28 protein-coding genes are annotated in these 26,633 nt (G+C 68.0%); 9 read left to right on the top strand and 19 right to left on the bottom strand.

The features are described 5' to 3' along the window. Positions 1-31: 31 nt before the first annotated feature. The 4 genes from Q8S38_RS23550 to Q8S38_RS23535 form a co-directional block, all read right to left on the bottom strand. Positions 32-1,639 (bottom strand): ABC transporter substrate-binding protein, encoded by a 1,608-nt coding sequence (locus Q8S38_RS23550; RefSeq protein WP_305682768.1) that lies wholly within the window; start codon positions 1,637-1,639, stop codon positions 32-34. 86 nt (positions 1,640-1,725) lie between these two features. Next, entirely contained in the window at positions 1,726-3,180 is a 1,455-nt protein-coding gene (locus Q8S38_RS23545; protein ID WP_305682767.1) for an NAD(P)-binding domain-containing protein, read from the bottom strand. Positions 3,181-3,221: 41 nt separating this feature from the next. Beyond that, positions 3,222-3,983 carry an SDR family oxidoreductase gene (locus Q8S38_RS23540; protein WP_305682766.1) on the bottom strand — a complete coding sequence of 254 codons (762 nt, stop codon included), beginning with the start codon at positions 3,981-3,983 and terminating at the stop codon, positions 3,222-3,224. After that, positions 3,980-4,969: an NAD-dependent epimerase/dehydratase family protein gene (locus Q8S38_RS23535; RefSeq protein WP_305682765.1), complete on the bottom strand. Its 990-nt coding sequence runs from the start codon at positions 4,967-4,969 to the stop codon at positions 3,980-3,982. The genes Q8S38_RS23540 and Q8S38_RS23535 overlap by 4 nt, the downstream gene beginning before the upstream one ends. 313 nt (positions 4,970-5,282) lie before the next feature. Between Q8S38_RS23535 and Q8S38_RS23530 the strand changes: the two genes are divergently transcribed. After that, positions 5,283-5,540 (top strand): hypothetical protein, encoded by a 258-nt coding sequence (locus Q8S38_RS23530; RefSeq protein WP_305682764.1) that lies wholly within the window; start codon positions 5,283-5,285, stop codon positions 5,538-5,540. Positions 5,541-5,726: 186 nt separating this feature from the next. After that, the gene (locus tag Q8S38_RS23525; protein WP_305682763.1) at positions 5,727-6,035 is read left to right on the top strand and encodes a hypothetical protein; all 309 of its coding nucleotides are present in this window, start codon (positions 5,727-5,729) and stop codon (positions 6,033-6,035) included. A 125-nt stretch (positions 6,036-6,160) separates the two neighbouring features. Here the strand turns inward: Q8S38_RS23525 and Q8S38_RS23520 are convergent, their stop codons facing one another. Continuing rightward, positions 6,161-6,811, bottom strand: coding sequence for a hypothetical protein (locus Q8S38_RS23520; RefSeq protein ID WP_305682762.1), 651 nt, complete (start codon positions 6,809-6,811; stop codon positions 6,161-6,163). On the opposite strand from Q8S38_RS23520, the gene Q8S38_RS23515 reads away from it, so the two are divergent. The 3 genes from Q8S38_RS23515 (at position 6,801) to ybaL (ending at position 9,568) form a co-directional block, all read left to right on the top strand. Next, the gene (locus Q8S38_RS23515; protein ID WP_305682761.1) at positions 6,801-7,268 is read left to right on the top strand and encodes a hypothetical protein; all 468 of its coding nucleotides are present in this window, start codon (positions 6,801-6,803) and stop codon (positions 7,266-7,268) included. The genes Q8S38_RS23520 and Q8S38_RS23515 overlap by 11 nt on opposite strands. 157 nt (positions 7,269-7,425) lie before the next feature. After that, positions 7,426-7,746, top strand: a complete 321-nt coding sequence (locus Q8S38_RS23510; RefSeq protein WP_305682760.1) for a polyhydroxyalkanoic acid system family protein — start codon at positions 7,426-7,428, stop codon at positions 7,744-7,746. A gap of 82 nt (positions 7,747-7,828) precedes the next feature. After that, positions 7,829-9,568 carry a YbaL family putative K(+) efflux transporter gene (ybaL, locus tag Q8S38_RS23505; protein WP_305682759.1) on the top strand — a complete coding sequence of 580 codons (1,740 nt, stop codon included), beginning with the start codon at positions 7,829-7,831 and terminating at the stop codon, positions 9,566-9,568. 168 nt (positions 9,569-9,736) lie between these two features. Here ybaL and Q8S38_RS23500 read toward each other — a convergent pair whose 3' ends face one another. From Q8S38_RS23500 to Q8S38_RS23490, 3 genes are all read right to left on the bottom strand, one after another. After that, entirely contained in the window at positions 9,737-10,150 is a 414-nt protein-coding gene (locus Q8S38_RS23500; protein ID WP_305682758.1) for a DUF3830 family protein, read from the bottom strand. Positions 10,151-10,346: 196 nt separating this feature from the next. Then, positions 10,347-11,417 (bottom strand): patatin-like phospholipase family protein, encoded by a 1,071-nt coding sequence (locus tag Q8S38_RS23495; protein WP_305682757.1) that lies wholly within the window; start codon positions 11,415-11,417, stop codon positions 10,347-10,349. Further along, a complete protein-coding gene (locus Q8S38_RS23490; protein WP_305682756.1) occupies positions 11,414-12,199 on the bottom strand; it encodes a 3-hydroxybutyrate dehydrogenase in 786 nt (261 codons plus the stop codon). Before Q8S38_RS23490 ends, Q8S38_RS23495 begins: the two co-directional genes overlap by 4 nt. A gap of 128 nt (positions 12,200-12,327) precedes the next feature. Here Q8S38_RS23490 and Q8S38_RS23485 point away from each other — a divergent pair, with 128 nt between their 5' ends. The 3 genes from Q8S38_RS23485 to Q8S38_RS23475 all read left to right on the top strand — a co-directional run bounded on the left by Q8S38_RS23485 (position 12,328) and on the right by Q8S38_RS23475 (position 16,285). After that, complete coding sequence (locus Q8S38_RS23485) at positions 12,328-12,870, top strand: Fur family transcriptional regulator (protein WP_305682755.1); 543 nt, start codon at positions 12,328-12,330, stop codon at positions 12,868-12,870. 28 nt (positions 12,871-12,898) lie between these two features. Continuing rightward, a complete protein-coding gene (ispG, locus tag Q8S38_RS23480) occupies positions 12,899-14,173 on the top strand; it encodes a flavodoxin-dependent (E)-4-hydroxy-3-methylbut-2-enyl-diphosphate synthase (protein ID WP_305682754.1) in 1,275 nt (424 codons plus the stop codon). 120 nt (positions 14,174-14,293) lie between these two features. Then, a complete protein-coding gene (locus Q8S38_RS23475) occupies positions 14,294-16,285 on the top strand; it encodes a potassium transporter Kup (RefSeq protein WP_305682753.1) in 1,992 nt (663 codons plus the stop codon). A gap of 198 nt (positions 16,286-16,483) precedes the next feature. Here Q8S38_RS23475 and Q8S38_RS23470 read toward each other — a convergent pair whose 3' ends face one another. The 5 genes from Q8S38_RS23470 to Q8S38_RS23450 form a co-directional block, all read right to left on the bottom strand. Further along, positions 16,484-17,401, bottom strand: a complete 918-nt coding sequence (locus Q8S38_RS23470) for a DMT family transporter (RefSeq protein WP_305682752.1) — start codon at positions 17,399-17,401, stop codon at positions 16,484-16,486. Between the two features lie 129 nt (positions 17,402-17,530). Beyond that, entirely contained in the window at positions 17,531-18,013 is a 483-nt protein-coding gene (locus tag Q8S38_RS23465; RefSeq protein ID WP_305682751.1) for a MarR family winged helix-turn-helix transcriptional regulator, read from the bottom strand. Positions 18,014-18,130: 117 nt separating this feature from the next. Beyond that, complete coding sequence (locus tag Q8S38_RS23460) at positions 18,131-18,712, bottom strand: NAD(P)H-dependent oxidoreductase (RefSeq protein ID WP_305682750.1); 582 nt, start codon at positions 18,710-18,712, stop codon at positions 18,131-18,133. 2 nt (positions 18,713-18,714) lie between these two features. Further along, positions 18,715-20,139 (bottom strand): FAD-binding oxidoreductase, encoded by a 1,425-nt coding sequence (locus Q8S38_RS23455; RefSeq protein WP_305682749.1) that lies wholly within the window; start codon positions 20,137-20,139, stop codon positions 18,715-18,717. Positions 20,140-20,311: 172 nt separating this feature from the next. Next, positions 20,312-21,640: a cytosine deaminase gene (locus Q8S38_RS23450; protein ID WP_305682748.1), complete on the bottom strand. Its 1,329-nt coding sequence runs from the start codon at positions 21,638-21,640 to the stop codon at positions 20,312-20,314. 110 nt (positions 21,641-21,750) lie between these two features. Here Q8S38_RS23450 and folD point away from each other — a divergent pair, with 110 nt between their 5' ends. Beyond that, on the top strand, positions 21,751-22,620 hold the full coding sequence (gene folD / locus Q8S38_RS23445) for a bifunctional methylenetetrahydrofolate dehydrogenase/methenyltetrahydrofolate cyclohydrolase FolD (protein ID WP_305682747.1): 870 nt from the start codon (positions 21,751-21,753) through the stop codon (positions 22,618-22,620). Positions 22,621-22,623: 3 nt separating this feature from the next. On the opposite strand, the gene Q8S38_RS23440 is transcribed toward folD, so the two are convergent. The 6 genes from Q8S38_RS23440 to odhB are packed head-to-tail and all read right to left on the bottom strand — an operon-like array spanning position 22,624 to position 26,595. Beyond that, positions 22,624-22,968 carry a HepT-like ribonuclease domain-containing protein gene (locus Q8S38_RS23440; protein WP_305682746.1) on the bottom strand — a complete coding sequence of 115 codons (345 nt, stop codon included), beginning with the start codon at positions 22,966-22,968 and terminating at the stop codon, positions 22,624-22,626. Continuing rightward, positions 22,968-23,264 (bottom strand): nucleotidyltransferase family protein, encoded by a 297-nt coding sequence (locus Q8S38_RS23435; RefSeq protein ID WP_305682745.1) that lies wholly within the window; start codon positions 23,262-23,264, stop codon positions 22,968-22,970. Before Q8S38_RS23435 ends, Q8S38_RS23440 begins: the two co-directional genes overlap by 1 nt. 48 nt (positions 23,265-23,312) lie before the next feature. Continuing rightward, positions 23,313-24,713 carry a dihydrolipoyl dehydrogenase gene (gene lpdA, locus Q8S38_RS23430; protein ID WP_305682744.1) on the bottom strand — a complete coding sequence of 467 codons (1,401 nt, stop codon included), beginning with the start codon at positions 24,711-24,713 and terminating at the stop codon, positions 23,313-23,315. 23 nt (positions 24,714-24,736) lie between these two features. Continuing rightward, complete coding sequence (locus Q8S38_RS23425) at positions 24,737-25,048, bottom strand: DUF2442 domain-containing protein (RefSeq protein WP_305682743.1); 312 nt, start codon at positions 25,046-25,048, stop codon at positions 24,737-24,739. Next, positions 25,045-25,299 carry a DUF4160 domain-containing protein gene (locus Q8S38_RS23420; protein WP_305682742.1) on the bottom strand — a complete coding sequence of 85 codons (255 nt, stop codon included), beginning with the start codon at positions 25,297-25,299 and terminating at the stop codon, positions 25,045-25,047. The genes Q8S38_RS23425 and Q8S38_RS23420 overlap by 4 nt, the downstream gene beginning before the upstream one ends. An 18-nt stretch (positions 25,300-25,317) precedes the next feature. Then, positions 25,318-26,595 carry a 2-oxoglutarate dehydrogenase complex dihydrolipoyllysine-residue succinyltransferase gene (odhB, locus tag Q8S38_RS23415; protein WP_305682741.1) on the bottom strand — a complete coding sequence of 426 codons (1,278 nt, stop codon included), beginning with the start codon at positions 26,593-26,595 and terminating at the stop codon, positions 25,318-25,320. Positions 26,596-26,633 lie beyond the last annotated feature (38 nt).

Genomic DNA, 26,633 nt, shown 5'->3' with positions numbered 1-26,633 from the left:
GGTGTGCGTTTGCGAGCCACTCAGCCCAACATCACTTCCGGCTCAGATCCCGGAAGTCGATCTGGCGGTGGAACTGGTAGACATAGCCTTCGACGGAAGGCGCCATCACCGCGTCCTGCGAGGGCTGCCAGAGCGGGATTTGCGGCATCAGCTCGAAATGCCGCGTGTTGAGCTGCTTGCCCAGCGCCGCGTACTTGGCCGCATCCGGCTCGAAACGGGCCGCCTGCGCCCATTCCGTGATCTGCGGATCGTTGATCGAGGAGTAGTTCCAGCGGATCGGGCCGATGTAGAAGTTGCGGTAGAAGTAATCCATCGAGGGCAGCCAGGCGACGATGCCCTCGGTGAAGAACGGCACCTTCTTTTCGTTGATCAGCGTCGACATCTGCGCGTCCGGCAGCTTCTGGATGTCGACCTTGATGCCGATCTTGGCGAGCGATTCCTTCAGCAGCGCCGCCATCGGCTCGGCCGTGCCGGCCTGCCCGACATTGAAGGAGAAGGTGGTCGAGAACCCGTCGGGGAAGCCCGCCGCGGTCAGCAGCTTCTTGGCCTCCACGAGGTCGGTCTTCACCGGCTGCGGGATCGGGAAGACGGCGCCGGTCGGGGCCTTGCCGTCCGCCCAGGTCGCGCCGTAGAGCGGCGCGCCGCGCCCGAACAGCGCAGCCTTGAACATGTCCTCATAGGGCAGCGCGGCGGCGATCGCCTTGCGCACCTCGAGCTTGTCGAAGGGCGCCATCTGGTTGTTGAACGAGACGAAGGTGATGGCGTTGTACTGCGGCGTCGAGATGACCTTCAGCTTGCCCTTCTTCTCGAGATCGGCGGCGTCCGTCGCCTGCAGGTCGATGGCGATGTCGGCATCGCCCTTCTCGACGAGGTTGGCGCGGGTCGCAGCCTCGGGGATCGTCTGGGTGATGATGCGCTTGAAGGCGGCGGGCTTCTCGGCCGAGCCGCGGTTCCAGTCCGGGTTGCGGCGCAGGATCGTGGTCTCGCCGGGCTTGAAGCTCTCGATGATGTAGGCGCCGGAGCCGGCGGTGTTCTCCTTCAGCCAGGCCAGCGCCCAGGGATCTTCGGCGGTCGCCTTCGACTTGGCGAGCTTGGAGTTGAAGATCACCGGATAGACCACGGCGAGGTTGGCCAGCGCCAGCTTGTCCGGCTTGGGCAGCGTCACCTCGAAGGTGTGCGCGTCGACGACCTTGAACTGGTCGGGGCTGGTCAGCGAGCCCGTCAGGAGCTGGCCCTTGCCGAGCACGTTGGCGGTCACCGCGCGGTCGAGCGACCACTTCACGTCCTCGGCGGTCACCGGCGTCCCGTCATGGAACTTGGCGTCCTTGCGCAGCTTGAAGGTGATCTTCAGCCCGTCGGGGCTGACCGTGTAGCTCTCGGCCAGCTCCGGCTTGAAGGTGTCGAGATCGAAGACCCATTTGCCGTCGAGCTGCTTCTTCCCGAAGGAGAGCAGGCGGTCATAGGTCAACAGCGACAGGCCGAAGGCCTCGCGGGTCGAGCCCGGAATGTTGGGGTCGAGCGTGTTGATCGCGGCGCCGGTGACATGGCGCAGCGTCTCGGCGCGGGTCTGCGCCAGCGCCGGCAGGGCGGTCGAAGACAGCAGCGCCGCGGCAAGGCCGACGGTCCTCAAGATGCTCATGATGATCCCCTCGCTTTTTTTTGGTGACGATCGACAGGTTGGTTCCGAACGGAACATTATGCAAGGCCGGTGCCATGCCCCGCGACTCAGGATGCGGGCTGGCCTGCTGGGTGCCGCACCACCGCCTGCGGCACGTCATAGGCCTGGAATTCCTCCCACAGCTTTTCGACATCGGCGCGGAACAGCCCCCGCGTCAGACCCGACACCAGCCGCGGCACGGCGGTCGTCATCGCGTTGATCGACGAGCCCGAGGCGCCGAAGCTCATCGTCGAGGCGATGCTGAAGAGATGAATGTCGGCGATCCAGGGCGTCGCGCCCGGCACGCGCTCGGTCAGCGCGTAATCGTCGCCGAGATAGGGAAAGCGGCCGAGCCGGTCGTCCCGCTCGGCAGCCGGCGGGGTGTAGCGATCGGCCCAGGTCGCGATGTTGCGGGAAAAGCGCGACAGCTCGGGCCGCGCCGAGAGGTCGATCTCGATGCCCGCGGCGCAGATCACGAAATCCACCGCCAGCGAACCCGTGGGCGTCGCCAGTTCGACGCCGCCGGACCCGTCGACAGCGCTCAGAACCGGCGCCCCCAGATGCAGCCGGAAGGCGTCGTGGTCGGCGCAGCGGTCATAGGTCGCCTGCGGAAAGCCCTCGCGCAGGCCCATCACCGCGCTCATGAAGCGCCAGCGCCAGGCATCGTCGAGATCGCCGAGATGGCGCAGGAAGCCGCGGAAGGTCAGCCAGCGATAGGGCTGCACCACCTGGATCTCCTTGCGCCGGCAGAGCAGATGAACCTCCGCCGCCCCAGCCTCGAGCGCGGTCGCGGCGTTGTCGAAGGCCGAGGCTCCCGCCCCGATCACGGCGACGCGCTTGCCCGCCAGTGCCCGAAAATCGATCGGCTCGGCGCTGTGCGCGCGCCGCCCCGCCGGCAGCGCCGCGATCAGCGCCGGCAGGCTCCAGTCGCCCATGCTCTCCTGGCCGGTCGCGAGCACGATCTTGCGGGCGTGCAGGCGCTGCGTCTGCCCGCCGCTGCGCACCGTCACCGCGAGCAGGCCGCCGGCGGGCGCGATGTCGACCACCTCTGCCTCGTTGCGCACGGGGATGCCGGTGACATGGCGATACCAGTCGAGATAATCCGCCCAGTGCCCCTTCGGGATCAGGGCAAGCTCGTCCCAGCTGTCGGTACCGAACTTCGCCTCGTGCCAGGACTGGTAGGTCAGGCAGGGCATGTCGAGGTCGGGGCCGGTGAAATCCTTCGGGCTGCGCAGCGTGTGCATCCGCGCATAGGAGCGCCAGGGCCCCTCCTGCCCGGCCGGCGCCTTGTCTAGCACGAGGATGTTGTCGACGCGCGAGCGCAGCAGCCCGAAGGCCGTGGCGAGCCCGGACTGGCCGCCGCCGACGATAATGACGTCATGGGCGGGCGTTCCGTCCGGCGCCGCGACGGGTTTCAGCCAGGGCGCGCGCGGATGCGCCGTGCGGGCGAGGTCGGCCGCAACGCGGCTTTCGAGAACGGAGAGGCCATCATGTTTCATGCTCGCCCCGAATGCAGCCTTCATGCCGGACAATCTTGCGCCGTTCGCGCGGCCTGTCGACAGGCTCAGGCCGCCAGCCAGCCGCCATCCACGACGAGCGTCGTGCCCGTGCTGAAGGAAGAGGCAGCGCTGGCGAGATAGAGGGCGCCCTGCGCGACCTCCTCGGCCCGGCCGAAGCGCTTCATCGCATGGCGGTTGCGCGAGGCCTCGCGGATCGGCTCGGGATCGGCATGGCGGGCAAAGCTGCGCCGCAGCATCGGCGTGTCGATGGCGCCGGGCGCAATCGCGTTCACGCGAATCCCGTCCGCCGCATAGTCCAGCGCCATCGTCCGCGTCAGGCTGAGGATCGCGCCCTTGGCCGCGATATAGGCGCTGTTGCCGCGCCCGCCGGCGAGCGCGAGCTGCGAGGCGAAGGTGACGATCGCCCCGCCGCCGCGCGCCTGCATCAGCGGGATCGCGGCACGCGCGAACAGGAAGGTGCCGCCGACATTGGCGCGGAACACCGCGTCCCAGTCCTCGGGAGCCGTCGTCGTCACCGTGCCGCCGCAGGAGTAGCCCGCCGCCGTGACCAGCACATCGAGCCCACCGAAGCGTTCAGCGCAGGCCGCGACCGCCGCACTGGCAAAGCCCGTCTCGCCGACATCGCCGCGCTGGATGATCGCCGCGCCGCCCGCCGCCGCGATCTGCGCCTGCGTCTCGGCGAGGCCGTCCTCGTTACGGTCGACCAGCGCGATTTGCGCCCCCTCGGCCGCGAACAGAAGCGCGATCGCCTGGCCGATGCCGGAGCCCGCGCCCGTCACCAGTGCCGTCTTCCCGGCGAGTTTCATCGTCCCGTCTCCATGGTCCGTCCGTGGGTGTGCCACCAGGCCGCGAGCCTGTCGGCCGTCTCCAGATCGTCCGTTGTCGCGTGCCAGCCGAGATCCTGCGCGATCCGGGCCACCGCCATGGGCGCGCGGTCGGTCGGGCCGTGAAAGTCGATCGTCGCAGCCTCGCCGGGCGCCGCCAGCCGGCAAACGAAACCCGGGAAGGCTTTCGCCAGCCGCGTGCCCCAGTCGAGCAGGGTGAAGCGGCGCCCGGTCGAGACATTGTAGACGCCGTGCGCCAGCGTCGAAGCGCCCGTCACGGCCAACACCGCATCGGCGACATCGGGCGCATAGATCCAGTCGCGCAGGCCCGGCCGCGGCAGGATCGCCGCCTCGCCCGCCACAGCCGCCGCCAGGATCTGGCAATGCGGGCTCAGCGTGTCGCGCACACCCGTGGCGCGCTCCCAGGGACCGAAGACGCCGCTCAGCCGCAGGCTGACGACGTCGAGACCCCAGAGATCGCCAAGCCGCGCGCCGACGCGTTCGCTCGCCCATTTGGTGATGGCATAGAGCCCGACCGGATCGCCCGGCGTCGCCTCGTCGAGTTGAGGCAGTCGCTCGCCAGCCGCGCCATAGGCCGCCGCCGAACTCAGATTGATGACGCGGCGCACCCCGGCCGCCCGCGCGGCTGCGAGGATCGGCACCTGCGCCAGCAGATTGACCTTGAGTGTCGTGGCCGGATCGCTGGCGTCGCGTGCGCGGCCTGCGGTGATCGCCGCCCCCATCAACACGATGTCGGTGCCCGCACGCACCGCTTCGGCGACAGCGGTCTCGTCGGTGACGTCCCCCAGGATCGCCTCGAACCGCCCCGGCAGGCCGGCAAAAAACTGGGCGGCAGCTTCGGGCACCGGCGCGCGGTCGAAGACCGCGACATCATGCCCGGCGCGCAGGGACATCTCGGCGATGTTGAGACCGACGAAGCCGACGCCACCGAAGATCAGGATTTTCACGAGGGCCCTTTCGCGTGGAAAACGTCGCCACGACCGGCACCGGCGCGCCGAACGGTGGCCTCGCGCCCTGCAGGGACGCGGGCGGATGAGGGCGAGCTAAGGACGTCGGGCGGCGTTCGGCAAGCCCGTGCCGGGCGGGGGCGCCTGCGGATTCGACAGGGCGGACGCGATTGCACGGCGCGCCGCCATGGGCTAGGCGTCCCAGCATCAACCTCCGGTCCGCCCCTCGCTTCGGCAGCGCGCGCTCTCGCGACGCGCCGCCGTGACCACGCCGGGCGATCCCGGGGCGACCCGCGTTCAAGAGGAGCCTGTCATGGCCCGCAAGAAGTCGAAGCCGCTCGAGGCTGAGTTCGTGATGTTCGACGTCGTCTATGTCGACGGCTCGCGCCGTTCCAACCGGCGGGTGCCGACCGAGCTGCTAGGCGGGCTCGACGGGGACGAGCCGGCCCGCGACGCCATCATGGAGCAGGACCGGCTCATCGCCGAGAAATCCGGCATGCCGCCGCTCGAGATCGAAAGCCTGGTGCGCTCGGGCAAGCCCGTCGAGAAGCCCGCCCGCAAGGCTGGTTGAGCGGGGCCGAGGCCGCGCCGCAACCGATCTTCGTCGCGGACGCCGGGATACTGGGCGTGAGCACGCGGCTTTGCCGTCACGCGAGCCAGGGATTTGTTTCCAAATGGCGCTGTTGTGCTTGACCTCCCCCAGGTCCTGCATTTTAGTCCCCGACAGCCTTTGGGAGGCTGCAAAAAGGGACAAGAAATGCGTACCATTCTGATTGTCGGAGCTTTGGCGACGCTGCTCGCCGGCTGCCAGACGGCGCAGGAGTCACTCGCCGACGCCGAGATCACCTGCGAGTCTCAGGGCTTCCGCCCCGGCACCCGTGCCTATCAGCAGTGCCGCTCCGCCAACTATGTCGAGAACCGCCGCGCCTCCAACGAGACCGCCAGCGCGGTCACGGCAGGTGTCGCCGCCGGCGTCATCGGCGGCGCGATCGCGGCCTCCGCCGATCGTGGCTATTACGGCCGTGGCTATTACCGCCGCGGGTACTACGGCGGCGGCTGGTGGTGAGCCACCGCCCCGGGATGGCTCCAGCCATCCGCGTCTGACATGAAGAAGCCCTGCCGCAGCGATGCGGCAGGGCTTTTTTTAAAACGACGACGCGATCCGGCCTTCCGGCCGGTTCGCGAGCGTCGTCAGCGCTTGGTCGTGCGCCGACGGGCCGGGGGGCTGTCGCTGGCGGTCGCCGAGGCGATCAGCGACCCGATGAAGTAGACGGCAATGCCGACGCCCAGCAGCGCTGCGACCGGCTCGCGCTCGGCCCGCTTGGCGATCATGCGCCCGCCGTAATCGGCATAGTCGCGCGCCTGGCTGGCATAGTCGCGTGCGTGGTCACGCGCCGACGAGCCATGGCTGCGCAGCCACTTCTCGCTGCTCTTGAGTGCGCTCTCGCCTGTATCGGCGGCCTCGTGGCGATAGCTGTCGAAAAGGCTGCGCAGACGGCCGTATTCGGGCTCGTAGCGCTCGAAGCGCGACGCGGACGACGAACCGCGCAAGGTCGCCCAGGCGATCAGGCCGACGCTGAGCGCGCCAAGCCCGAAGGCGGCGAGCGGATGCCGCTCGACGGCATCGCGAACCGCCTCGCCGCCTTCGCGCACCATCTCGGCCGGGTCGGCCTCGGTGAGCGCGTCCTTGGCGCGGTAGTAGCCGTCGCGCACGGTCTCGGTCGCCTTGTCGGCAAGGTTGGAGGCCTTGGCCCGCACGGTGCCGACGGCGCCCTCGATGTCGTCTTGCGCCTCGTCCAGATCCTTGGGCACGTCGGGCGGGAAGCTGTTCATGGTCGCCATCGCGAAATCTCCATTTAGCGGACAAAGGTCTCGAAGCCGCGCCCGCCGCCGACGGTGTCCATCGGGCGGCGTTGGCGAGCTGTTGCCGACAAAACGGGCCACGGCCCCGAGAGTTCCCGGCCGCGGCGAGAAAGCCGCTGCGCACAAGGCTGGAAACAGTTTCGACGCTCATCATCCGCATGCGGCCATCACCCGGCCGCGATTGGCTGCGAATATCGTGGCCCGCCAGCGAAAGGAGACGCTCATGGCCATTCAGCACCTCCTGACCCAGCATCCCGGCGTGATGTCGGATCCCCAATGGATCGCTCTGGAGAGCATCGGGGAGCAGACCCAGCGCTTTGTCTTCGACGACGCGATGCTGAGGATCCTCGAAAGCCTCGGCCTGGTCGAACCGGCCGGCGAACATTGGCAGATCACCGAGCGCGGCCAGCGCACCCTGCACGAACGCAGCGCCTGACGCGCGGCGATCCAGCCAGCCGCCACGCGCTGCGGCTGGCCGCGGACCGCCGCAGGCGCCTGCGCGTAAGCGTGACGCCGATCCGGCGATCGTCTGGAAATTGCGGTTCCGCCTCCCCATTGTCAGCAGCCGCGTTCGCAATCGCGCATGGAGCGTCATGGCCAAGCCCGTTACCATCTCCGTCTCGCATGACCTCGGCCGCGAGGGTGCCACTGCGCGCCTGCGCGAGGGCATCGACCGCATTCGCGACCGGCTGGGTGTCGTGAAGATGCAGCTCGTCGAGGAGCGCTGGGAGGGCGACAGCCTGCATTTCGGTGTGGCGGCGCTGGGCTACACCGTCCGCGGCCGTCTCGATGTCGAGCAGGCGCTCGTCCGTGTGGAGATGGTGCTGCCCTGGATGCTCGCCATGTTCGCAGAGAAGCTCAAGATCGGCGTCGAGAAGCAGGGACAGATCCTCCTGGAGAAGCCGAAGGCCTGACCGCGCGCGGTTGAAATCACGCGGCGCAGCCGGCATGGTCTGCCCCGCCGCCCCTCGTCACCGCGCATCGTTTGGGAGAACCATGCATCACGGCCCGCTGATCGCCATTCTCGTCGCGGGCCTCGGCCTCGCCTTCGTCTTCGGGGCGCTGGCCCACAAGCTTCGGATCTCGCCGCTCGTCGGCTATCTCGTCGCCGGCGTGGCGGTCGGCCCGTTCACGCCGGGCTTCGTCGCAGACCAGAACCTCGCCAACGAACTCGCCGAGATCGGCGTCATCCTGCTGATGTTCGGCGTCGGCCTGCATTTTTCCCTGAAGGACCTGCTCTCGGTCAAGGCGATCGCGGTGCCCGGCGCCCTCGTCCAGATCGGCACGGCCACGCTGCTCGGCATGGGGCTGGGCTATCTGATGGGCTGGACGTGGGTAGCGGGCTTCGTCTTCGGCCTGGCGCTCTCGGTGGCGAGCACGGTCGTGCTGCTGCGCTCCCTGCAGGAACGCCGCCTCGTCCAGACCGAGAAGGGCAAGATCGCGGTCGGCTGGCTGATCGTCGAAGACCTCGCCATGGTTCTGGCGCTGGTCATGATCCCCGCCGTCGCCGAGGCCCTGCGCGGCGCGCAGCCCGGCATGCCCTCGCCGCTGTCGGGCCAGTTCGATCTCGGCCTGTGGGGCGTGCTCGGCTTCACCCTGATGAAGGTCGTCGCCTTCATCGCCTTCATGCTGGTCGTCGGCCGGCGCGTGATCCCCTGGATCCTGCACTGGGTCGCCCATACCGGCTCGCGCGAGCTCTTCCGCCTCGCCGTGCTGGCGGTGGCGCTCGGCGTCGCCTTCATCGCCGCCAGCCTGTTTGGCGTCTCCTTCGCGCTCGGCGCCTTCTTCGCCGGCATGATCCTGAGCGAATCCCCGCTGAGCCAGCGCGCGGCGGAGGAATCGCTGCCGCTGCGCGATGCTTTCGCCGTGCTCTTCTTCGTCTCGGTCGGCATGCTGTTCGACCCCGGGATCCTGCTGCGGGCGCCGGGGCCACTGCTGGCGACGCTGGCGATCATCCTGATCGGCAAATCGCTCGCCGCCTGGCTGATCATGCGCGCCTTCGGCAAGTCGAACGCGGTGGCGCTGACGATCTCGGCCTCGCTGGCGCAGATCGGCGAATTCTCCTTCATCCTGGCGGGGCTCGGCGTCTCGCTGGCAATCCTGCCGGCGCAAGCGCGCGACCTGATCCTCGCCGGCGCGATCCTCTCGATCCTGCTCAATCCGGTGCTCTTTGCCCTTGTCGATCGGTTCGTCGGCGAGACCGGCTCCGTCAGGCAGAAACCCGCTCCTGCGGAGGCCGCCCCCGCCACCGCGACGGAGTTGGAGCCCGAACTGGACATCGTGCCCACCACCTTGTCCGACCACATGGTCGTCGTCGGCTATGGCCGCGTCGGCGCGCTGCTCGGCGCCGGCCTTCTGGCGCGCGGCGAAACCGTGCTGGTGATCGAGGAACAGGGCGACGCGGTCGCGATCGCCAAACGCGACGGCGCCGAACTCCTGCGCGGCAACGCCGCCGACCCGGCGGTGCTGGCGGCCGCCGGGCTCGGCCGGGCCAAGCGGCTCTTCGTCGCCATCCCGCAGAGCTTCGAGGCCGGCCAGGTCTGCGAGCAGGCACGGCGCGACAACCCGGCCCTGCCGATCGTCGCCCGGGCCCATTCGGACGCCGAGGTCGCGCATCTCACCAAATGCGGCGCGACGTTGACGATCATGGGCGAGGCCGAGATCGCCCGCGCCATGCTGGCGCTGTGCGGGGCGGGAGAGCCGCCGGCGGAGGGTGAGCCGCAGCCGGCGGCGTGACACGAAGGACGTCGGATGCGGAAGCACGACCGTCATCCTGGGCGGCCGCTGGCCGTCCCGGGATCCATCATCGAGCGCGACAATGCCCTATGATGGGTCCCGGCCTGCGCAGCTTCGCTGCTTGTCCAGGATGACGGGGCCCGTGGGCGCCGGTGCCGCAGCAGACCCTCAGACCATCTCGAACTTGATCTCCTGCGCGCCCTCCCAGAGCGTCTTGCGGCCCAGCGTGTAGAGGTTCTCCAGCCCCGAGGTCAGGGTGATGAAGTGGTTGCCGGCGAGCTGGCCCATCTTGCTGGCGAAGTGCACGCCGCCATAGGCGAGCAGGATCTCGGTCTCGCTGATGCCGCCGGGATAGAGGATGATCTGGCCGGGAGCCGGATAGCTGGTGTGGTTCTCGTAGCCGACGCCGAAATCGAGCTCGCCGAGCGGCATCCAGACGCCCTCGCCGCTCCAGCGCACATGCACGATCTTGCTGGTGAAAGGCATGTGCCGGAGGAAGGCGGCGCAGGTCTTGGGCGCGTTCTCGAGTTCGAGCTTGGCCTCGAAGGTGAAGGGGCCGGCGGTGACGATGAGCTGGGACATGGGACGACCTTTCGCGTGGCTTCGCCGGGATCGGATGAGGCGAGGGAGATGGGGCCTTGAGCCCTCATCCTGAGGAGTCGCGAAAGCGGCGTCTCGAAGGATGCTTCAGGAGGCTCGCGAACCATCTGGAGCATCCTTCGAGACGCGTGCTGCGCCCGCTCCTCAGGATGAGGGCTGGTGAGATATCGCGCGTTCTCTACGAGAACGCCGCCTTCAGGTCGAGGGTCCCGACCGTGCCGATCGCCTCGTAATTGCGCTTCAGCCAGCGCTTGGCCGCCGCCCGGCCGATGTCGCGCAGGCGCAGAAGAAAATCCCAGTCCGCGTTGAGCCGCGAGGACGAGGTCATCTCCGCCAGTGGCGGGCCGCCGTCGATCCGGTGCATCAGCACGCGCTTGTATTCGGTCTTGTCGAGCTTGCCGCCATCGACCAGCCGGTTGACGAAGTCGATCGCGCGCAGCTCGCGCATCAGCGAGGCGTTGAAGGTGATCTCGTTCAGCCGGTCCTGGATGTCGCGCGCCTTGGTCGGCAGATCCTTGCGCTGGAGCGGGTTGATCTGGACCAGCAGGATGTCGTCGCCCGCCGCCTCGTAGAACAGCGGATAGAGCGCCGGATTGCCCATATAGCCGCCGTCCCAATAGGCCTCCTTGCCGATCTCGACCGCCTGGAACACCATCGGCAGGCAGGCCGAGGCCATCAGATGGTCCGCCGTCAGTTCCGGGCCGTTGAACAGCTTGATCTTGCCGGTGCGGACATTGGTGGCGGCGATGAACAGCTTCACCTGCGTGCAGGCGCGCACCTTGTCGAAATCGATCAGGTCCGCGATCACCCCGCGCAGCGGATTGATGTTGAGCGGGTTGATGTCGTAGGGGCTCGCCACCTTCGAGAACATCTCGAACCAGATCATGCCCGGCGGCACGCCGTTGGAGCCGCCCCAGGCGCCCAGCATCGTGTCGATCAGCGAGCGCTCCGAACCGCCATACTTCCCGTCGACGCTGATCGCCCGCCAGAACGCCTCGAGCTTGCCGCGCGCGCCCTCCGGGCCGCCCTCGATCCAGCCCTCCGCCAGCACGACCGCGTTCATCGCACCCGCGCTGGTGCCCGACAGCGCCTCGATGGCGAGCCGCCCATCCTCAAGGATCGCATCGAGCACGCCCCAGGTGAAGGCGCCATGCGCGCCCCCGCCCTGCAAGGCGAGCGAGATCGACTTCTGCGCCTTCGGACCGGCGAGCCCGAGAACGGGAGAAGTCGCCTTCTTGCGCCCGCTCACGCGGCGGTCCAGCCGCCATCCATCGGCAGCGTCGTGCCGGTGATGGACTTGGCGGCATCGGTGCAGAGAAACACGGCCAGCGCCGCCACCTGCTCGACCGTGACGAACTCCTTGGTCGGCTGCGCCGTCAGCAGCACGTCATTGATGACCTGCTCCTTGGTCAGTCCGCGCGCCTTCATCGTGTCCGGAATCTGCTTTTCGACCAGCGGTGTCCAGACATAGCCGGGCGCAATCGCGTTCACGGTGATGCCCTTGGTGGCGACTTCGAGCGCGACCGTCTTGGTCAGGCCGGCGATGCCATGCTTGGCCGCGACATAGGCGCTCTTGAAGGGCGAGGCGACAAAGGCATGCGCCGAGGCGGTGTTGATGATCCGCCCCCAACCCTTCGCCTTCATCTTCGGCAGCGCGGCGCGCGTCGTGTGGAAGGCCGAGGACAGGTTGATCGCGATGATCTGGTCCCATTTCGCCAGCGGGAACTCGTCGACCGGCGCGACATGCTGGATGCCGGCATTGTTGACGAGGATGTCGACCGCCCCGAACTCGGCCTCCGCCTGCGCGATGAAGCCGGCGATCTCCTCGGGCTTGGTCATGTCGGCGGCCGAGAACAGCACCTTGACGCCGAACTCGCTCGACAGTTCGGCCCGGAGCTTTTCGGCCTCGTCCGGCGGCAGGATGCCGTTGATCACGAGATGGGCGCCTTCGTTGGCCAGGGCCCGCGCATAGGCGAGCCCGATGCCCGAGGTGGAACCCGTGATGGCGGCCGCGCGGTCTTTGAGAAACATTGGCTTCAAGGCTCCTGACAATCGCTTGGAAAATGCTTAGGTTCGGGCGCGACAAGGCCTTGTCGCGATGACGAGACAGCCTGGACAGGACAGCCCGCACGTTGCCCGATGACCCTTCGCAACGCAACATGACCGAAATGCAGCCGCACGCCCACAGCCATGCCGACCACGACCACGCCGCCCATGACGAGGCCGGCTGCCGGCATGCGCATGACCATCGCGCGCATGCAGCCGAAGCGCTGGCGCGTGCCGAGCGGGTCTGCCGCGAGCGCGGGCTGCGGCTGACGCCGATCCGCGCCAAGGCGCTGGAGGCGCTGCACGCCGACCACCGCCCTGTCGGCGCCTATGATCTGGCGGACCGGATTTCGCCGGCCGGCGGGCGCAGGCTGGCGCCGATCTCGATCTATCGCGCGCTGGATTTTCTGGTCGAGCAGGGCTTCGTCCATCGCCTGTCCTCGCGCAACGCCTATGTCGCCTGCCTGCACGGCCATGGCGCCGGCGAGGTCGTGGCCTTCCTGATCTGCGAGGCCTGCGGCGGCGTCGACGAGGATTCCTCGCCCGCGATGAAACTGGCGGTCACCGCCATGACCCAGTCGCGGCATTTCGCGCCCTCGCACCAGGTCGTCGAGATCGTCGGCCGCTGCGAGCATTGCCGGACCGCACAGCCATGACGGGCTTGAGAGCCAGGGGGCACAGCCGATGAACGAGCGGGCCTTTCCGGGTCTGGCAGCGGAGCATTCCGGGCCGCAGCCGCGCCACCTCACCGTGCCCGTCAGGGTCGGCAACGTCGTCGTCGGCGGCGGCGCGCCGATCGTCGTCCAGTCGATGACCAACACCGACACCGCCGACATCGACGGGACGGTCGCGCAGGTCGCGGCGCTCGCCCGGCAGGGCTCGGAACTGGTGCGCATCACGGTTGATCGCGACGAGGCGGCGGCCGCCGTGCCGAAGATCCGCGAGCGGCTCGACCGTGTCGGCATCGACGTGCCGCTGATCGGCGACTTCCACTATATCGGCCACAAGCTGCTGGCCGATCACCCGGCCTGCGCGCAGGCGCTGGCGAAATACCGCATCAACCCCGGCAATGTCGGCTTCAAGGACAAGAAGGACCGCCAGTTCGGCCAGATCGTCGAACTCGCGATCAAGCACGGCAAGGCGGTCCGCATCGGCGCCAACTGGGGCTCGCTCGACCAGGAATTGCTGACCGCGCTGATGGACGAGAACGCGCTCCAGCCGCGCCCGCTCGACGCGCGTGCGATCATGCGCGAGGCGATGGTGCAGTCGGCCCTGCTGTCGGCGGTGCGCGCCGAGGAGATCGGGCTCGGCCGCGACAAGATCATCCTCTCCGCCAAGGTCTCGGGCGTGCAGGATCTGATCACCGTCTACCGCATGCTGGCGCAGCGCTCCGACTACGCCATCCATCTCGGGCTGACGGAAGCCGGCATGGGCTCGAAGGGCATCGTCGCCTCCTCGGCGGCGCTGGGCGTGCTGCTGCAGGAGGGGATCGGCGACACGATCCGCTTCTCGCTGACGCCGGAGCCCGGCGGCGACCGCACGCTCGAGGTCAAGGCGGCGCAGGAGTTGCTCCAGACCATGGGCTTCCGGGCCTTCGTCCCGCAGGTCGCCGCCTGCCCCGGCTGCGGCCGCACCACCTCGACGGTGTTCCAGGAACTCGCACGCGACATCCAGGACTGGATCGCCGACTCGATGCCGGACTGGAAGACGCGCTATCCCGGCGTCGAGGAGTTGAACGTCGCCGTGATGGGCTGCATCGTCAACGGCCCCGGCGAATCCAAGCATGCCGATATCGGCATCTCCCTGCCCGGCACCGGCGAGGAACCGACCGCGCCGGTCTTTGTCGACGGCAAGAAGGTCAAGACCCTGCGCGGGCCCGGCATCGCCGCCGAATTCAAGACGATGGTCGACGATTATGTGGCACGACGCTACGGCGGACGCGCCGATGCGGCCGAGTGAAGCTGTCCAACTGCGCGACGAGACCTTGTCCTGAAAGCATGACAGTGCCTTTGCGTGCTTCCGGCATTGTGCTAGAGGCCCCGGCCTTCCGCTGCTCTGCAGCGCGCGCGGAGAACCCCTATGGGGCATGACCAGACGAATCCACCGGCCCCGTGCGCGGAGGATTCTCGTAACGGCCAGCACGACGGACATCACGGCGCGACCAAGCACAGCCATGGCGGCTACGCCGCGCTGGCGCTGGGCGCGCTCGGCGTCGTCTATGGCGACATCGGCACCAGCCCGCTCTACGCGCTGCGCGAAACCGTGCTGGCGGCGACCGGCGCCGCCTCGGGCGGCCATGGCGGCGCGGCCGGCATCGTGCTGGCGGCTCCCGTGCCGCGCGAAGTCATCATCGGTGTGCTGTCGCTGATCCTGTGGTCGCTCGTCATCGTCGTGACCCTGAAATATGTCGTCCTGCTGCTGGCGGCCGACAACAACGGCGAAGGCGGTACGCTGACGCTGGTCGCCCTGGCCCAGCGGGCGCTCGGTCGCGCACGCGGCGGCGTCGTGCTCTTCCTCGGCATGGCCGGCGCGGCGCTGTTCTATGGCGACGCCGTGATCACGCCGGCGATCTCGGTTCTGTCGGCCGTCGAGGGCATCAAGCTGGTGACGCCGGCGCTCAACGACTATGTCGTGATGATCGCCTCGGGCATCCTGATCGGGCTGTTCATGGTCCAGAGCCGCGGCACGGCCAAGGTCGCGAATTTCTTCGGACCCATCATGATGGTCTGGTTCCTGACGCTTGCAGGGCTGGGAATCTACCACATCGCCGACGATCTCGGCGTCTTCGCCTCGATCAATCCCTATTGGGGCCTGCATTTCTTCATCAACAACCCCGGCGTCTCGCTGGCCGTGCTCGGCTCGGTCTGCCTCGCGGTCACCGGCGCCGAGGCGCTCTATGCCGATATGGGCCATTTCGGGCGCGGGCCGATCCGCAGCGCCTGGATCTGGATGGTGTTTCCCGCCCTCTGGCTGAACTATCTCGGCCAGGGCGCGCTGATCCTCTCCGACCCGACGGCGATCGACAACCCGTTCTACAAGCTCGCCCCGGAAGGCTTCATCCTGCCGCTGGTGGTGATGGCGACGATCGCCACGATCATCGCCAGCCAGGCGGTGATCACCGGCGCCTTCTCGCTGACCCGCCAGGCGATCCAGCTCGGCCTGCTGCCGCGCCTCGAGATCCGCCACACCTCGGAGACCACCTCGGGGCAGATCTACATCCCGCGCATCAACATCATGCTGCTGGTCGTGGTGCTGCTGCTGGTGTGGACCTTCCGCACCTCGTCGAACCTGTCGCATGCCTATGGCATCTCGGTCTTCGGCGCGATGATGGTCGACTCGCTGCTCGCCTTCATCGTGATCTGGAAGGGCTGGCGCTGGTCGCTGGCGGCGACGATCGCGGTGGTGACGCCCTTCCTCGTCATCGACATTGCCTTCTTCTCGGCGAACATGCTGAAGCTGTTCAGCGGCGGTTACGTGCCCGTTCTGCTCGCCATCCTGCTGGTCGTGATGATGTGGACCTGGGTGCGCGGCACCAAGATCCTGTTCGACAAGACCCGCAAGACCGACGTGCCGTTGCTGGAGCTGGTCGGCATGCTCTCCAAGAGCCCGCCCTACCGGGTCAAGGGCATGGCGGTGTTCCTGACCAGCGACCCCGAGACGGCGCCCGCCTCGCTGCTGCACAACCTCAAGCACAATAAGGTCCTGCACGAGCGCAACGTCATCCTGACCGTGCGCTCCGCCGATACGCCGCGCATCGCCGAGGAGGAGCGCGTGCGCCTCTCCCGCATCACCGACGATTTCTGGCGGGTCGATCTGGTCTATGGCTATATGGAAAGCCCCAACGTCCCCAAGGGGCTCGCGGTGCTGCGCAAGCAGGGCTTCAAGTTCGACATCATGTCGACCTCGTTCTTCCTGTCGCGCCGCTCGATCAAGGCCTCGCCGCAATCGGGCATGCCGCCCTGGCAGGACAGCTTCTACATCTCGCTGACCAAGAGCGCGACGGACGCCACGAGCTTCTTCCAGATCCCGACCGGCCGCGTCGTCGAGGTCGGCACGCAGGTGACGGTCTGACCCGCCTTCATGGTTTCGGACTGAACCACCGCCGTCATCCTGGGCGACCGAAGGTCGTCCCGGGATCCACCATAGGGCGGCTCAGAGCCCGATGATGGATCCCGGCCTGCGCCGCTGCGCGGCTGGTCCAGGATGACGTCGTGTTTCTGAGCGATCGGACACGGACGGCTCCACTCCGCCCGGGAATGACGCTCTCGGTCAATCGATCCGCGCCGCCGGCCCAGGCACCTTCCGCACCCGCTCGCGATAGAGCAGGTAGAGGCCCGACGCGATCACGATGGTCGCGCCGGCGAAGGTCCAGCCATCCGGGAACTGCCCGAAGACGACCCAGCCCAGCAGCACCATCCAGACGATCTGCGAATAGATGAAGGGCGCGAGCACGGTCGCAGGCGCCAGCCGGTGCGCCAGGATCAGCAGCCAGTGACCGAAGCCACCCAGCAGCCCGGTCCCCAGCAGGATCGCCCAGGCGAGCGGCGTCTGCGGCATCGTCCAGACGAAGGGAATCACCGGCAGCATGACGAGCGTCCCGGCGACGCCGGAATAGACCATCGTCGTCTCGGGCGGATCATAGGCCGCGAGCTGGCGCGTCGCGAGCGCATAGAAGCTGTAGCAGATGCAGCCGAAGACGCTGAGGATCGCGGCCGGATGCATGCCGCCGAAGCCCGGCCGCGTGATCACCAGCACGCCGAGGAAGCCGACCGCGATCGCCGCCATCCGGCGCGGCCCTGGCCATTCGCCCAGCAGGGGCCCCGCCACCAGCGCCACCAGCAGTGGCCCCGCGAACATGATCGAGACGGCCTCCGCGAGCTGGAGATACTTGATCGCGATGAAGTTCAGGACCGTCGAGCCCAGCAGCAGCAGCGACCGCACGCCCTGCAGAACCGGCCGCTTCGTGCGCAGCACGCCCGGCCGGCTCCACGGGTTCAGCAGCATCAGCACCAGGACCATGCTGCCGGCATAGCGCGCGAACACCACCTGCAGCGGGTCCATATGCGCCGAGAGCCATTTGGCGCTGGCGTCGAGCAGGGCGAAGAACAGCACCGCGCCGCAGATCAGCGCGATGGCGATCAGCCGCGAGCGGCGCGTTTCCGGAAGATGGCTGGAGGCGGCGGGCAATTCGTGTCCGTCAAGGGGCGGCGAGAATGGCTGCGCCAGAGTGGACCGATTTGCGCCGGTGGGCCAGCGGCCCCGCGCATGCGCTCCATGCGCCGCCCGGGTCGAGGCGCCCCGGCCGCGCGCGCCGGCTCAGGCGTCGCTGTCGGCCTCGTCGCCATCCGCGTCGGGATCATCGACCTCGACGCCGGCCTTGGACAGACCCTTGGCGGCCTTGCGCAGCAGCCGGCGCAGCTGCTTACGTTCCTTGCCGTCGAGCTTGTCGAGCAGCTCTTCCTCGACCTGCGTCCAGACCGCATCGAGCGCGAGTGCGGTCTTCTGGCCGGAATCCGTCAGCGCGACCTGCACCAGCCGCCCATCGCGGCCGCCGCCCTCGCGCGTCACCAGCCCCTGCAGCGACAGCCGCCCGATGGTCTTGGACACGGTCGGCGGCTTGACCCTGAGCAGCCCGGCGAGTTCGCCCATCGTCATCGGGGCGGGCTGCAGCGCCTTCAGCGCCTGTTCCTGGCCGGGAAACAGCCCTAGCGCGTTCAGCCGCTCGCCCATGCGCGCGCGATGCAGGCGGGCGGTGACGAGCAAGGCCCGGCCGACGCTCTTTTCGAGTGCCTTGGTCATCTCGCTCGCTCCCAGCTCAACCTCGGGCTCGATCCTTATGCGGATCAGCAAGTCGCTTCGCCGGCTGCCTGTTCGCCTGCCAAGATGACGGTGTGATGACAGCCGCTCCGCGCGCTGTCACAGAGCCCGCATGCGCTCCGCGACCGACGCCAGGAAGGCCGCCCGGCTTTCCGGTGTCGCCCGGTTCATGTCGTAATGCGCATGGTAGCGCGGCCGCGCCGTCGGGTGGCAGACCGCCCGCAGCACCCGGCAGACCGCCTTGCGCGGCGGGTCGCCCATCAAAAGCGCGCGCCAGCGCGTGCCGCCATAGGTCGTTACCGCCACGAGCCTGCGGATGTTCCAGAGATTGGGCCGGACCTTGCCGTCGACCAGCTTGAACGAAATGCCGGGCAGGAAAACGCGGTCGAAGAACCCCTTCAGGATCGCCGGATAGCCGAAGTTCCAGACCGGGAAGCACAGCACCAGCGCCTCCGCCGCCTGCACCCGCGCGACATAGCCGGCAACGGGGTCGGTGTTCGTCGCCAGGTCGTGATAGCCGACGCGCTCGGCCCGGCTGAGAACCGGCTCGAAGTCCTCGGCATAGAGGTCGCAGTCGTCGACCTCGTGCCCGGCCGCCGTCAGCCCCGCGACCACCGCGGCATGCAGCGCCGCGCCGTAGCTCTCCGGATTGGGGTGGGCATAGAGGACCAGCACGCGCATGCTTAGCCGACCCCGGCTTCGGACAGGCTGCGGAACAGAAAGGTGCCGCCCGCCTTGTAGTCGTAGGAGGGGTCCTCCCAGGCGATCATCTTGCCCGGGTTGAGCAGCCCCTGCGGGTCCGCCTCGCGCTTGAAGGACAGCTGCGCCTCGTCGGTCTGCTTCATGCCGCCCTCCTCCAGCGTGTAGCGGTGCGGATTGAAGATCGGCGCGCCCATCTCCTCATGGATGGCCATGATCTCCTCCAGCCGCTCCTCCGTGGTGAAGCGCACCAGGGGCAGGCCGAAGCAGGTGACCTTGCCGTCGAAGCGGACGAATTCGAGATGGCAGATCACCTCCTCGCCGAAGCGGGCATGGATGGCCTCGACCAGATCGACCTGGTTCGGGAAGGGATAGAGCACCTGCAGATAGGTGATCGCCGGATCAACCCGCAGCGCCCGCAGCGTGGTGTGGTTCCAGCCCAGCTCGTAAGCCGGCGGCAGGCCTTTCGCCTCCTCCGGCGACAGCCGGTCGGAGCGCATCAGCAGCTCCGCGCCCCTGAAGCGCCGCGCATAGGCCAGCAGCGACTCGACCGCGAAATCGGCGACCATGACGATGACGAGATGGCTGTCGCGCGGCAGGAACTTGCGGTGGCGCAGGAAATAGTCGTGCGGCGCTGGCGCAGCGACGACACAGAGGTTCTTCAGCGCCAGACCGTCCTGCTCGCCGAGGCTGTTGGCGAACTCCGTCGCCCCGCGCAGGGTGTCGAAGCCCAGGATCGCATCAACCCAGGCATAGGCCGGCGCCAACGGCATTTCGACCTGGGTGATGATGCCGTTGGTGCCATAGGCATGGGCGACCTTGTGCAGGTCCTCGCCCTGGAGTTCGAGGATACGCGGCTGCGCTTCCATCGTCGCGACCCTGAGACGAATGATGTTGCCCCAGTCGCGCAGGCCGCCCCATTTGATCGAGCCGACGCCGCCCGAGCCGCCGGCGATGAAGCCGCCGATCGAGGCCGTCTGGTAGGTCGAGGGGTGGAGCCGCAATTCCTGCCGCGAATGCGCCCGCGTCTGCTCGTCGATCCGGGCCATGATCGCCCCGGGCTCCGCGACATAGCGGCCGGGCGCGATGTCGAGCACCTTGTCGAAGCCCGAGAGATCGAGCAGCACCCCGCCCGAGAGCGGCATGGCCTGGCCGTAATTGCCGGTCCCCGTGCCGCGCGGCGTCACGGGGATGCCGAGTTCGTGGCAGGCGGCCAGCACCTCCAGCACCTGCGCCTCGCTGGTGGGCGAGACCACGAGATCGGCCGTGACATGGTCGAGCTGCCGCTTCAGCACCGGCGAGTACCAGAAGAAGTCGCGGCTCTTCTGCTTCACCAGCGCGGGATTATCCTCGCTGCGGATGGAGCCGAGGCGAGCCTTGAGCGCGGCGATGTCGTAGCGGGTGGTCATGGCTGCCGGGTTCCCCAAGCTGGCTCGATCCCTTCGATACCCTCCACCGTCATCCTGGCGCGAGCGAAGCGAAGCGCCGGGATCCATCGAAGGGCGATGCGCTCGACGATGGATCCCGGGCCGGCCTTCGGCCGCCCAGGATGACGTCGAGGGTGGGCCGACGGGGCGAACCTCACGACCGCCCGCCCATCAGATGATCCAGCTCGCGATGGTCCGGCAGGGTCGTGTCGATCGCGCGGCCGGCGACCAGCACCGTGCGGTCCGACTGCGGACGGGCGAAGAACTCGGTCCAGTCCCGCGCCCGGGTCAGGATCAGGTCGGCCGGGCTGCCGGGCGACAGCACGCCCTTCCCGTCCAGCCCCATGAGGGATGCTGGCGTCCGCGCCACCGCATTGGCCCAGTCGGTCCCGGCATGGTCGAGCTGGAGGATGCGGGTGCCCTCGCGCAGCACCTCGATCAGGTCGAGGTCACCATAGGCGTAGAACGGGTCGCGGGTGTTGTCCGACGCGATCATCACCGGCACGCCCGCCGTCTTCAGCTCGTGCAGCGCGGTGACGCCGCGCCAGCGTGGGGTGCGGCCGGGCGTCCTGTCCTGCAGATACATGTTGCACATCGGCAGCGAGACCACTGCGATGCCGGCCTCCCTGACCTTGGCGATGATGCGCGCCTCGGCCTCGGGCTCCTGCAGCGCCAGCGAGCAGCAATGCCCGGCCAGGATCTTGCCCGTGAAGCGATGCCGGATCGCCGCGTCCGCAATGTGCTCCAGCGAGCGCGCGGCCGCGTCGTTCGTCTCGTCGACATGGAAGTCGAGGTCGAAGCCGTTCTCGATCGCGGTGCGGAAGATCACGTCCAGCGCCGCGTCGAGCTCGGGGATCATGTAGCTGACGCAACCGAACAGGCGGTCGCCATGCGCCTTCACCGCCGCGACCACATCGCGAACATGGGCCGCATCCAGCGCGAACTGGATACCGAAGAGCGGCGAACCCTGAACCGCGATCCGCCCCGCCCATTCCGCCCGCAGCTCCGCCAGCACCGGCCAGGAAAGGCCGATCTGCTTTCCCAGCGAATCGATATGCGTCCGGACGGCGGCGGTGCCATGCGCCAGGGCGCAGCGCAGGCCGAACGCCATCCGCGCGCGGACATCGGTGGCCGACCAGTTCGCCTCGCGATCGGCCATCACGCTGTTGAGCGCGCCCATGAAGCTGCCGTCGGGATTGCGCCGGCGCGGCCAGATATGGCCCTTGTCGAGATGGACATGGCAGTCGACCAGGCGCGGCAGCACGATGCCGCCGTCGAGATCGAGCACAGGGCCGTCCTGCAGCCCCTCCGTGCCTGCCGGCAGGATCGAGGCGATCCGCCCCTCCTCAACCGCAAGGTCGACCAGCGTCAGCCCGTCGCGGTCGGCGGCGAGCCCGCCCGCCGCGACGAGACAGAGCGGCACGCGGGCCTGCGTCAGGCGAAAGGACGGCGCGGACGGCACAGCGGCGAAACCGGTACTCACGGGAACAGCATCTCCATCGGCCTCGCCATGCACGATCGATACCGGCGCGCTTGACGGCGGGCAAGCCGGCGCCGCATGAGGGCGGCTTCCCGCCGATGGAGAGTGTCCCCATGCCGCAGGCCAGACTGATCGATGGCAAGGCCATCGCCGCCGCCTTGCGCGGCGAGATCGCGACCGAGGTCGCCGGCATCAGGGCGGCGAGCGGCAAGGTGCCGGGCCTGCATGTCGTGCTGGTCGGCGACGATCCCGCCAGCCGCGTCTATGTCGCGTCCAAGGAGAAGCTGGCGGTCGAGGTCGGCATGAACTCGGCCGCCCACCGCCTGCCGGCCGAGACGACCCAGGCCGCACTGCTGGCCAAGCTCGCCGAGCTCAACGCCGACGACGCGGTCGACGGCATCCTCGTCCAGCTGCCGCTGCCGAAGCATCTCGACACCGCCGCCGTGATCGACGCCATCGACCCGGCCAAGGATGTCGACGGGCTGCACCCGCTCAATGCCGGCCGCCTCGCCGGCGGCAAGATCGACCCCGAGCAGCTGCTCGTGCCCTGCACGCCGCTGGGCTCCATGCTGCTGCTGAAGAGCGTCCTGCCCGCGCTCGCGGGCCTCGAGGCGGTGGTGATCGGCCGCTCCGAACTCGTCGGCCGTCCCGTCGCCCAGTTGCTGCTTCAGGCCGACTGCACGGTGACCATCGCCCATTCGCGCACCAGGGACCTGGCTGCCGTGGTGCGCCGCGCCGACATCGTCGTCGCCGCCGTCGGCCGCCCTGGCTTCGTCAGGGGCGAGTGGATCAAGCCCGGCGCCACCGTCATCGATGTCGGCAACAACCGCCTGCCCGACGGCAAGCTCACCGGCGACGTCGCCTTCGCCGAAGCCGTCGAGATCGCCGGCGCGATCACCCCCGTCCCCGGCGGCGTCGGCCCGATGACGATCGCCTGCCTGCTGCGCAACACGCTGACGGCGTTCAAGGCGCGGAGGGGCTGACGTTCAACTTCGCAACCGTGCCAGAAGGTCCGTCACCGCAGTTCGCAGCGGCGGGAGGTCGTCCATTGCAATCGCCCAGATCAATTGAGAGTCGACGCGCCAATACTCATGCCTGATCCTGTTGCCGAGCGCCCGGACATCGACCCAGGAAATTTCCGGCCTCACATCGAGAAGAGTATCCGGGAGATGGCGCACCGCTTCGGAAATGATCTCGAGTGCCCGTTCGGTGCCCCGCTGCACGAAGATGGCCGTCGCGAACGATGCCTGCGTATGATTGGCAAGGGCCTGATCGATCAGAGTGATCGCTTCGAGTATCTCCTCGAGAACGACATCGCTCCGGCGCGCCATCAGAAAATCTGAACGGCTTCGCGCTCGATCTCTGCCCGCAACTTGGGATGCAGGCTGTTGCGCGTCGTCAGATCGATCTCGACACCGAGCTCATCCGCGAGATAGCGCTGCATCCCGACAAGATCGAGCAAAGAGAACTTCCGGCCAGGCTCGATATCGATGAAGATGTCGATATCGCTGTCGTCCCTGGCCTCATCGCGCGCCGTCGAGCCATAGACGAACGCGGCCCTTGCGCCACGATCGCGCAAGGCGTCCGTATGACGGACCAGTTCAGTAGTGGCCTCATCCCGCGTCATGGCCCCATCTTACACCAGACGGGGCCGGACGCGAAGAACGGCGCCAGATCACATATGGATCTGGCGCTTCTCCACCGCCATCGCCGCTTCCTTGACCGTCTCGGCCAGCGTCGGATGGGCGTGGCAGGTGCGGGCGAGATCTTCCGACGAGCCGCCGAACTCCATCAGCACGGTCACTTCGGCGATCAGATCGCCGGCGCGCGGCCCGATGATGTGGCAGCCCAGGACACGATCGGTCTTGGCATCGGCCAGCACCTTCACGAAGCCGTCGGTCTGGCGCATGGCGCGGGCGCGGCCATTGGCGGTGAAGGGGAACTTGCCGACCTTGTAGTCGACGCCCGCCGCCTTCAGCTCCTCCTCGGTCTTGCCGAGCGAAGCGACCTCCGGCGAGGTGTAGACGACGCCGGGGATCGCGTCGTAGTTCACATGGCCGTGCTTGCCGGCGATGATCTCGGCGACCGCGACGCCCTCGTCCTCGGCCTTGTGCGCCAGCATTGGGCCGCGCACCACGTCGCCGATGGCATAGATGCCCGCGACATTGGTCTTGAAATGATCGTCGATGACGACGCGGCCGCGCTCGGTGGCGACGCCCGCCGCATCGAGCCCGAGCCCGTCCGTGTTCGGCCGGCGGCCGATCGCGACCAGCACGATGTCGGCGTTCAGCGTCTTCGCTTCGCCGCCCGCGGCAGGTTCGACCGTCACGGTCGCACCGCCCTTGGTGCCGGTCTCGACCTTCGTGACCTTCGAGCCGAGGATGAATTCGAAGCCCTGCTTGGCCAGGATGCGCTGGAACTGCTTGGCGATCTCGTCGTCCATCCCGGGCAGGATGCGATCGAGATACTCGACGACCGTGACCTTGGCGCCGAGACGGCTCCAGACGGAGCCGATCTCGAGCCCGATCACGCCCGCGCCGACCACGACCAGCTCCTTGGGAACCGCCGTCAGTTCGAGCGCGCCGGTCGAGGTGACCACGGTCTTCTCATCGACCGCGACGCCGGGCAGGCTCGCAGCCTCGGAGCCGGTGGCGATGACGATGGCCTTGGTCTCAAGCTCCTTGATGGAGCCGTCCTCGGCGGTGACCACGACCTTGCCGGCGCCGGGGATCGAGGCGGTGCCGTGGAAGGGCTCGATCTTGTTCTTCTTCAGCAGGAAGGCGACGCCGTTGACGTTGGCGTCCACCGTCTCCTGCTTGTGGGTCATCATCTGCTTGAGATCGAGCGTCGGGGTCCCGACGACGACACCCAGGCTCGGGAAGACGTGACCGGCCTCCTCAAACATCTCGGAGGCGTGCAGCAGCGCCTTGGAGGGGATGCAGCCGACATTGAGGCAGGTGCCGCCATGGCTCTTGCGCTTTTCCACGACCGCGACCTTGAGGCCGAGCTGGGCAGCGCGGATGGCGCAGACATAGCCGCCGGGGCCGGTACCGATGACGACGAGATCGTAGGACATGGGTTTCTCTTCAGGATTGGCGATTATTCGGCGGCTGAGCGGTTCGCGGCGTATTGAGCCGCCAGCTGTTCGACCAGAGCGGTCTCGATGGCGATCCGGGCCTCATCAGGGCAGAAATCGATCTCGTGACCGGCCTTGTCGAGGTTCCAGCCGAAGGAACGCCCTTGGGGCGCCACAGCGACGGTCTCGAAATAGGCACGGTCCTTCAGGGGGGAGGACGCCGCCCCCCTTTCGATCCAGTCTGTCAGATCATACTCGCCCGACAGCCCGTCATCGAACGTGACCCGGAGAACCGGGTAACGCACGGCTGCGACGTCCTTGATCCGGTACCTCATGTGATCTGGCCTCCGCTATAGCGGCCTTCCCTGATCTCGACCCAGATCGAGGCGACCTGTTCGCGATGGGCCGCCAACCATGCCTTGACCAACCTGGTCTTGGCCGGCGGCAGCGATCCGCTGAGGATATCACCGGTCACAATCGAAATCTGCGCCTCATGCCCAGCGAACATCGCGTGAAGATGAGGCGGGAGGTGATCCTTGAGATGGATCACGATCCGAACGCCGTCGATGATCGCAATCGTCGGCATTCGGACGGGGAACTCGCCTCAGAGATCCAGCACGAGACGCGCCGGGTCCTCCAGGGCCTCCTTGATGCGCACCAGGAAGGTCACCGCCTCCTTGCCGTCGATGATGCGGTGATCGTAGCTGACCGCCAGATACATCATCGGGCGCACCACGATCTGGCCGCCGACGACCATCGGGCGCTCCTGGATCTTGTGCATGCCCAGGATCGCCGACTGCGGCGCGTTCAGGATCGGCGTCGACATCAGCGAGCCGTAGACGCCGCCATTCGAGATGGTGAAGGTGCCGCCCTGCATGTCCTCGATCTTGAGGGCGCCGTCGCGGGCCTTCTTGCCGAGCACGCCGATCGCCTTCTCAACGCCGGCGATGGAGAGCTGGTCGGCATCGCGCACGACCGGCACGACGAGGCCCTTGTCGGTGCCGACGGCCACCGCGACATGGTAGTAGTTCTTGTAGATGATGTCGGTGCCGTCGATCTCGGCGTTGACGGAGGGGATCTCCTTCAGCGCCTGCACGCAGGCCTTCACGAAGAAGCCCATGAAGCCGAGCTTCACGCCGTGCTTCTTCTCGAACACGTCCTTGTACTGGTTGCGCAGGCTCATCACCGCCGACATGTCCACCTCGTTGAAGGTGGTCAGCATCGCGGCCGTCGCCTGGGCTTCCTTGAGGCGGCGCGCGATGGTCTGGCGCAGCTTGGTCATCTTGACGCGCTCTTCGCGCGAGGCGTCGTCGACCGGCGACGGCGCGCGGACCTGAACGGGCGCAGCCGGAGCCGAGGCGGCAACCGCGGGGCCGGTCGCGATCGCGGCCAGCATGTCGCCCTTGGTGACGCGGCCGTCCTTGCCGGACGCATTGACCTTCGACGGATCGACGCCGCTCTCGGCCGCCAGCCGCGACACGGCGGGGCCTGAATCGGCAGCCTTGGTCGCGGGCTTGATCTGGGTGTCGCCGGCGACTTCGCCGGTCTTGGCCTCGGCGGCGGCGGTCGTCGCCTCGCCGGCCTTGCCCGACGCCTGCGCGACGGCGGCATCGGATTTGGGCGCGGGGGCCGCGGCCTTGCCGTCGCCGGCCGAGATCATGCCCAGCAGCGCGCTGACGCCGACCGTGTCGCCCTCCTTGGCGACGATCTCGCCGAGCACGCCGGCGGCCGGCGCGTTGACCTCGAGCGTCACCTTGTCGGTCTCGAGCTCGACCAGCGGCTCGTCGGCCTTGACCGTGTCGCCCGGCTTCTTGAACCACTTGCCAATGGTCGCCTCGGAGACGGATTCGCCGAGGGTGGGTACGCGGATTTCGGTCGCCATGTCAGGCCTCTGTTCTTGTGTCTTTGTCTGGCGTTCGG

Source organism: Allobosea sp. (genome assembly GCF_030695125.1).
GTDB lineage: Bacteria > Pseudomonadota > Alphaproteobacteria > Rhizobiales > Beijerinckiaceae > Allobosea.
Note: the sequence above shows the minus strand (reverse complement) of the source record. Positions and strands in the feature narration are given on the sequence as shown.

What these genes read in the sequence shown, in the direction of transcription:
- Q8S38_RS23550 (WP_305682768.1), bottom strand. Translation starts at nt 1,639, where the DNA reads ATGAGCATCTTGAGGACCGTCGGCCTTGCCGCGGCGCTGCTGTCTTCG.
- Q8S38_RS23545 (WP_305682767.1), bottom strand. Translation starts at nt 3,180, where the DNA reads ATGAAGGCTGCATTCGGGGCGAGCATGAAACATGATGGCCTCTCCGTT.
- Q8S38_RS23540 (WP_305682766.1), bottom strand. Translation starts at nt 3,983, where the DNA reads ATGAAACTCGCCGGGAAGACGGCACTGGTGACGGGCGCGGGCTCCGGC.
- Q8S38_RS23530 (WP_305682764.1), top strand. Translation starts at nt 5,283, where the DNA reads ATGGCCCGCAAGAAGTCGAAGCCGCTCGAGGCTGAGTTCGTGATGTTC.
- Q8S38_RS23525 (WP_305682763.1), top strand. Translation starts at nt 5,727, where the DNA reads ATGCGTACCATTCTGATTGTCGGAGCTTTGGCGACGCTGCTCGCCGGC.
- Q8S38_RS23515 (WP_305682761.1), top strand. Translation starts at nt 6,801, where the DNA reads ATGGTCGCCATCGCGAAATCTCCATTTAGCGGACAAAGGTCTCGAAGC.
- Q8S38_RS23520 (WP_305682762.1), bottom strand. Translation starts at nt 6,811, where the DNA reads ATGGCGACCATGAACAGCTTCCCGCCCGACGTGCCCAAGGATCTGGAC.
- Q8S38_RS23510 (WP_305682760.1), top strand. Translation starts at nt 7,426, where the DNA reads ATGGCCAAGCCCGTTACCATCTCCGTCTCGCATGACCTCGGCCGCGAG.
- ybaL (WP_305682759.1), top strand. Translation starts at nt 7,829, where the DNA reads ATGCATCACGGCCCGCTGATCGCCATTCTCGTCGCGGGCCTCGGCCTC.
- Q8S38_RS23500 (WP_305682758.1), bottom strand. Translation starts at nt 10,150, where the DNA reads ATGTCCCAGCTCATCGTCACCGCCGGCCCCTTCACCTTCGAGGCCAAG.
- Q8S38_RS23490 (WP_305682756.1), bottom strand. Translation starts at nt 12,199, where the DNA reads ATGTTTCTCAAAGACCGCGCGGCCGCCATCACGGGTTCCACCTCGGGC.
- Q8S38_RS23485 (WP_305682755.1), top strand. Translation starts at nt 12,328, where the DNA reads ATGACCGAAATGCAGCCGCACGCCCACAGCCATGCCGACCACGACCAC.
- ispG (WP_305682754.1), top strand. Translation starts at nt 12,899, where the DNA reads ATGAACGAGCGGGCCTTTCCGGGTCTGGCAGCGGAGCATTCCGGGCCG.
- Q8S38_RS23475 (WP_305682753.1), top strand. Translation starts at nt 14,294, where the DNA reads ATGGGGCATGACCAGACGAATCCACCGGCCCCGTGCGCGGAGGATTCT.
- Q8S38_RS23465 (WP_305682751.1), bottom strand. Translation starts at nt 18,013, where the DNA reads ATGACCAAGGCACTCGAAAAGAGCGTCGGCCGGGCCTTGCTCGTCACC.
- Q8S38_RS23460 (WP_305682750.1), bottom strand. Translation starts at nt 18,712, where the DNA reads ATGCGCGTGCTGGTCCTCTATGCCCACCCCAATCCGGAGAGCTACGGC.
- Q8S38_RS23455 (WP_305682749.1), bottom strand. Translation starts at nt 20,139, where the DNA reads ATGACCACCCGCTACGACATCGCCGCGCTCAAGGCTCGCCTCGGCTCC.
- folD (WP_305682747.1), top strand. Translation starts at nt 21,751, where the DNA reads ATGCCGCAGGCCAGACTGATCGATGGCAAGGCCATCGCCGCCGCCTTG.
- Q8S38_RS23440 (WP_305682746.1), bottom strand. Translation starts at nt 22,968, where the DNA reads ATGGCGCGCCGGAGCGATGTCGTTCTCGAGGAGATACTCGAAGCGATC.
- Q8S38_RS23435 (WP_305682745.1), bottom strand. Translation starts at nt 23,264, where the DNA reads ATGACGCGGGATGAGGCCACTACTGAACTGGTCCGTCATACGGACGCC.
- lpdA (WP_305682744.1), bottom strand. Translation starts at nt 24,713, where the DNA reads ATGTCCTACGATCTCGTCGTCATCGGTACCGGCCCCGGCGGCTATGTC.
- Q8S38_RS23425 (WP_305682743.1), bottom strand. Translation starts at nt 25,048, where the DNA reads ATGAGGTACCGGATCAAGGACGTCGCAGCCGTGCGTTACCCGGTTCTC.
- Q8S38_RS23420 (WP_305682742.1), bottom strand. Translation starts at nt 25,299, where the DNA reads ATGCCGACGATTGCGATCATCGACGGCGTTCGGATCGTGATCCATCTC.
- odhB (WP_305682741.1), bottom strand. Translation starts at nt 26,595, where the DNA reads ATGGCGACCGAAATCCGCGTACCCACCCTCGGCGAATCCGTCTCCGAG.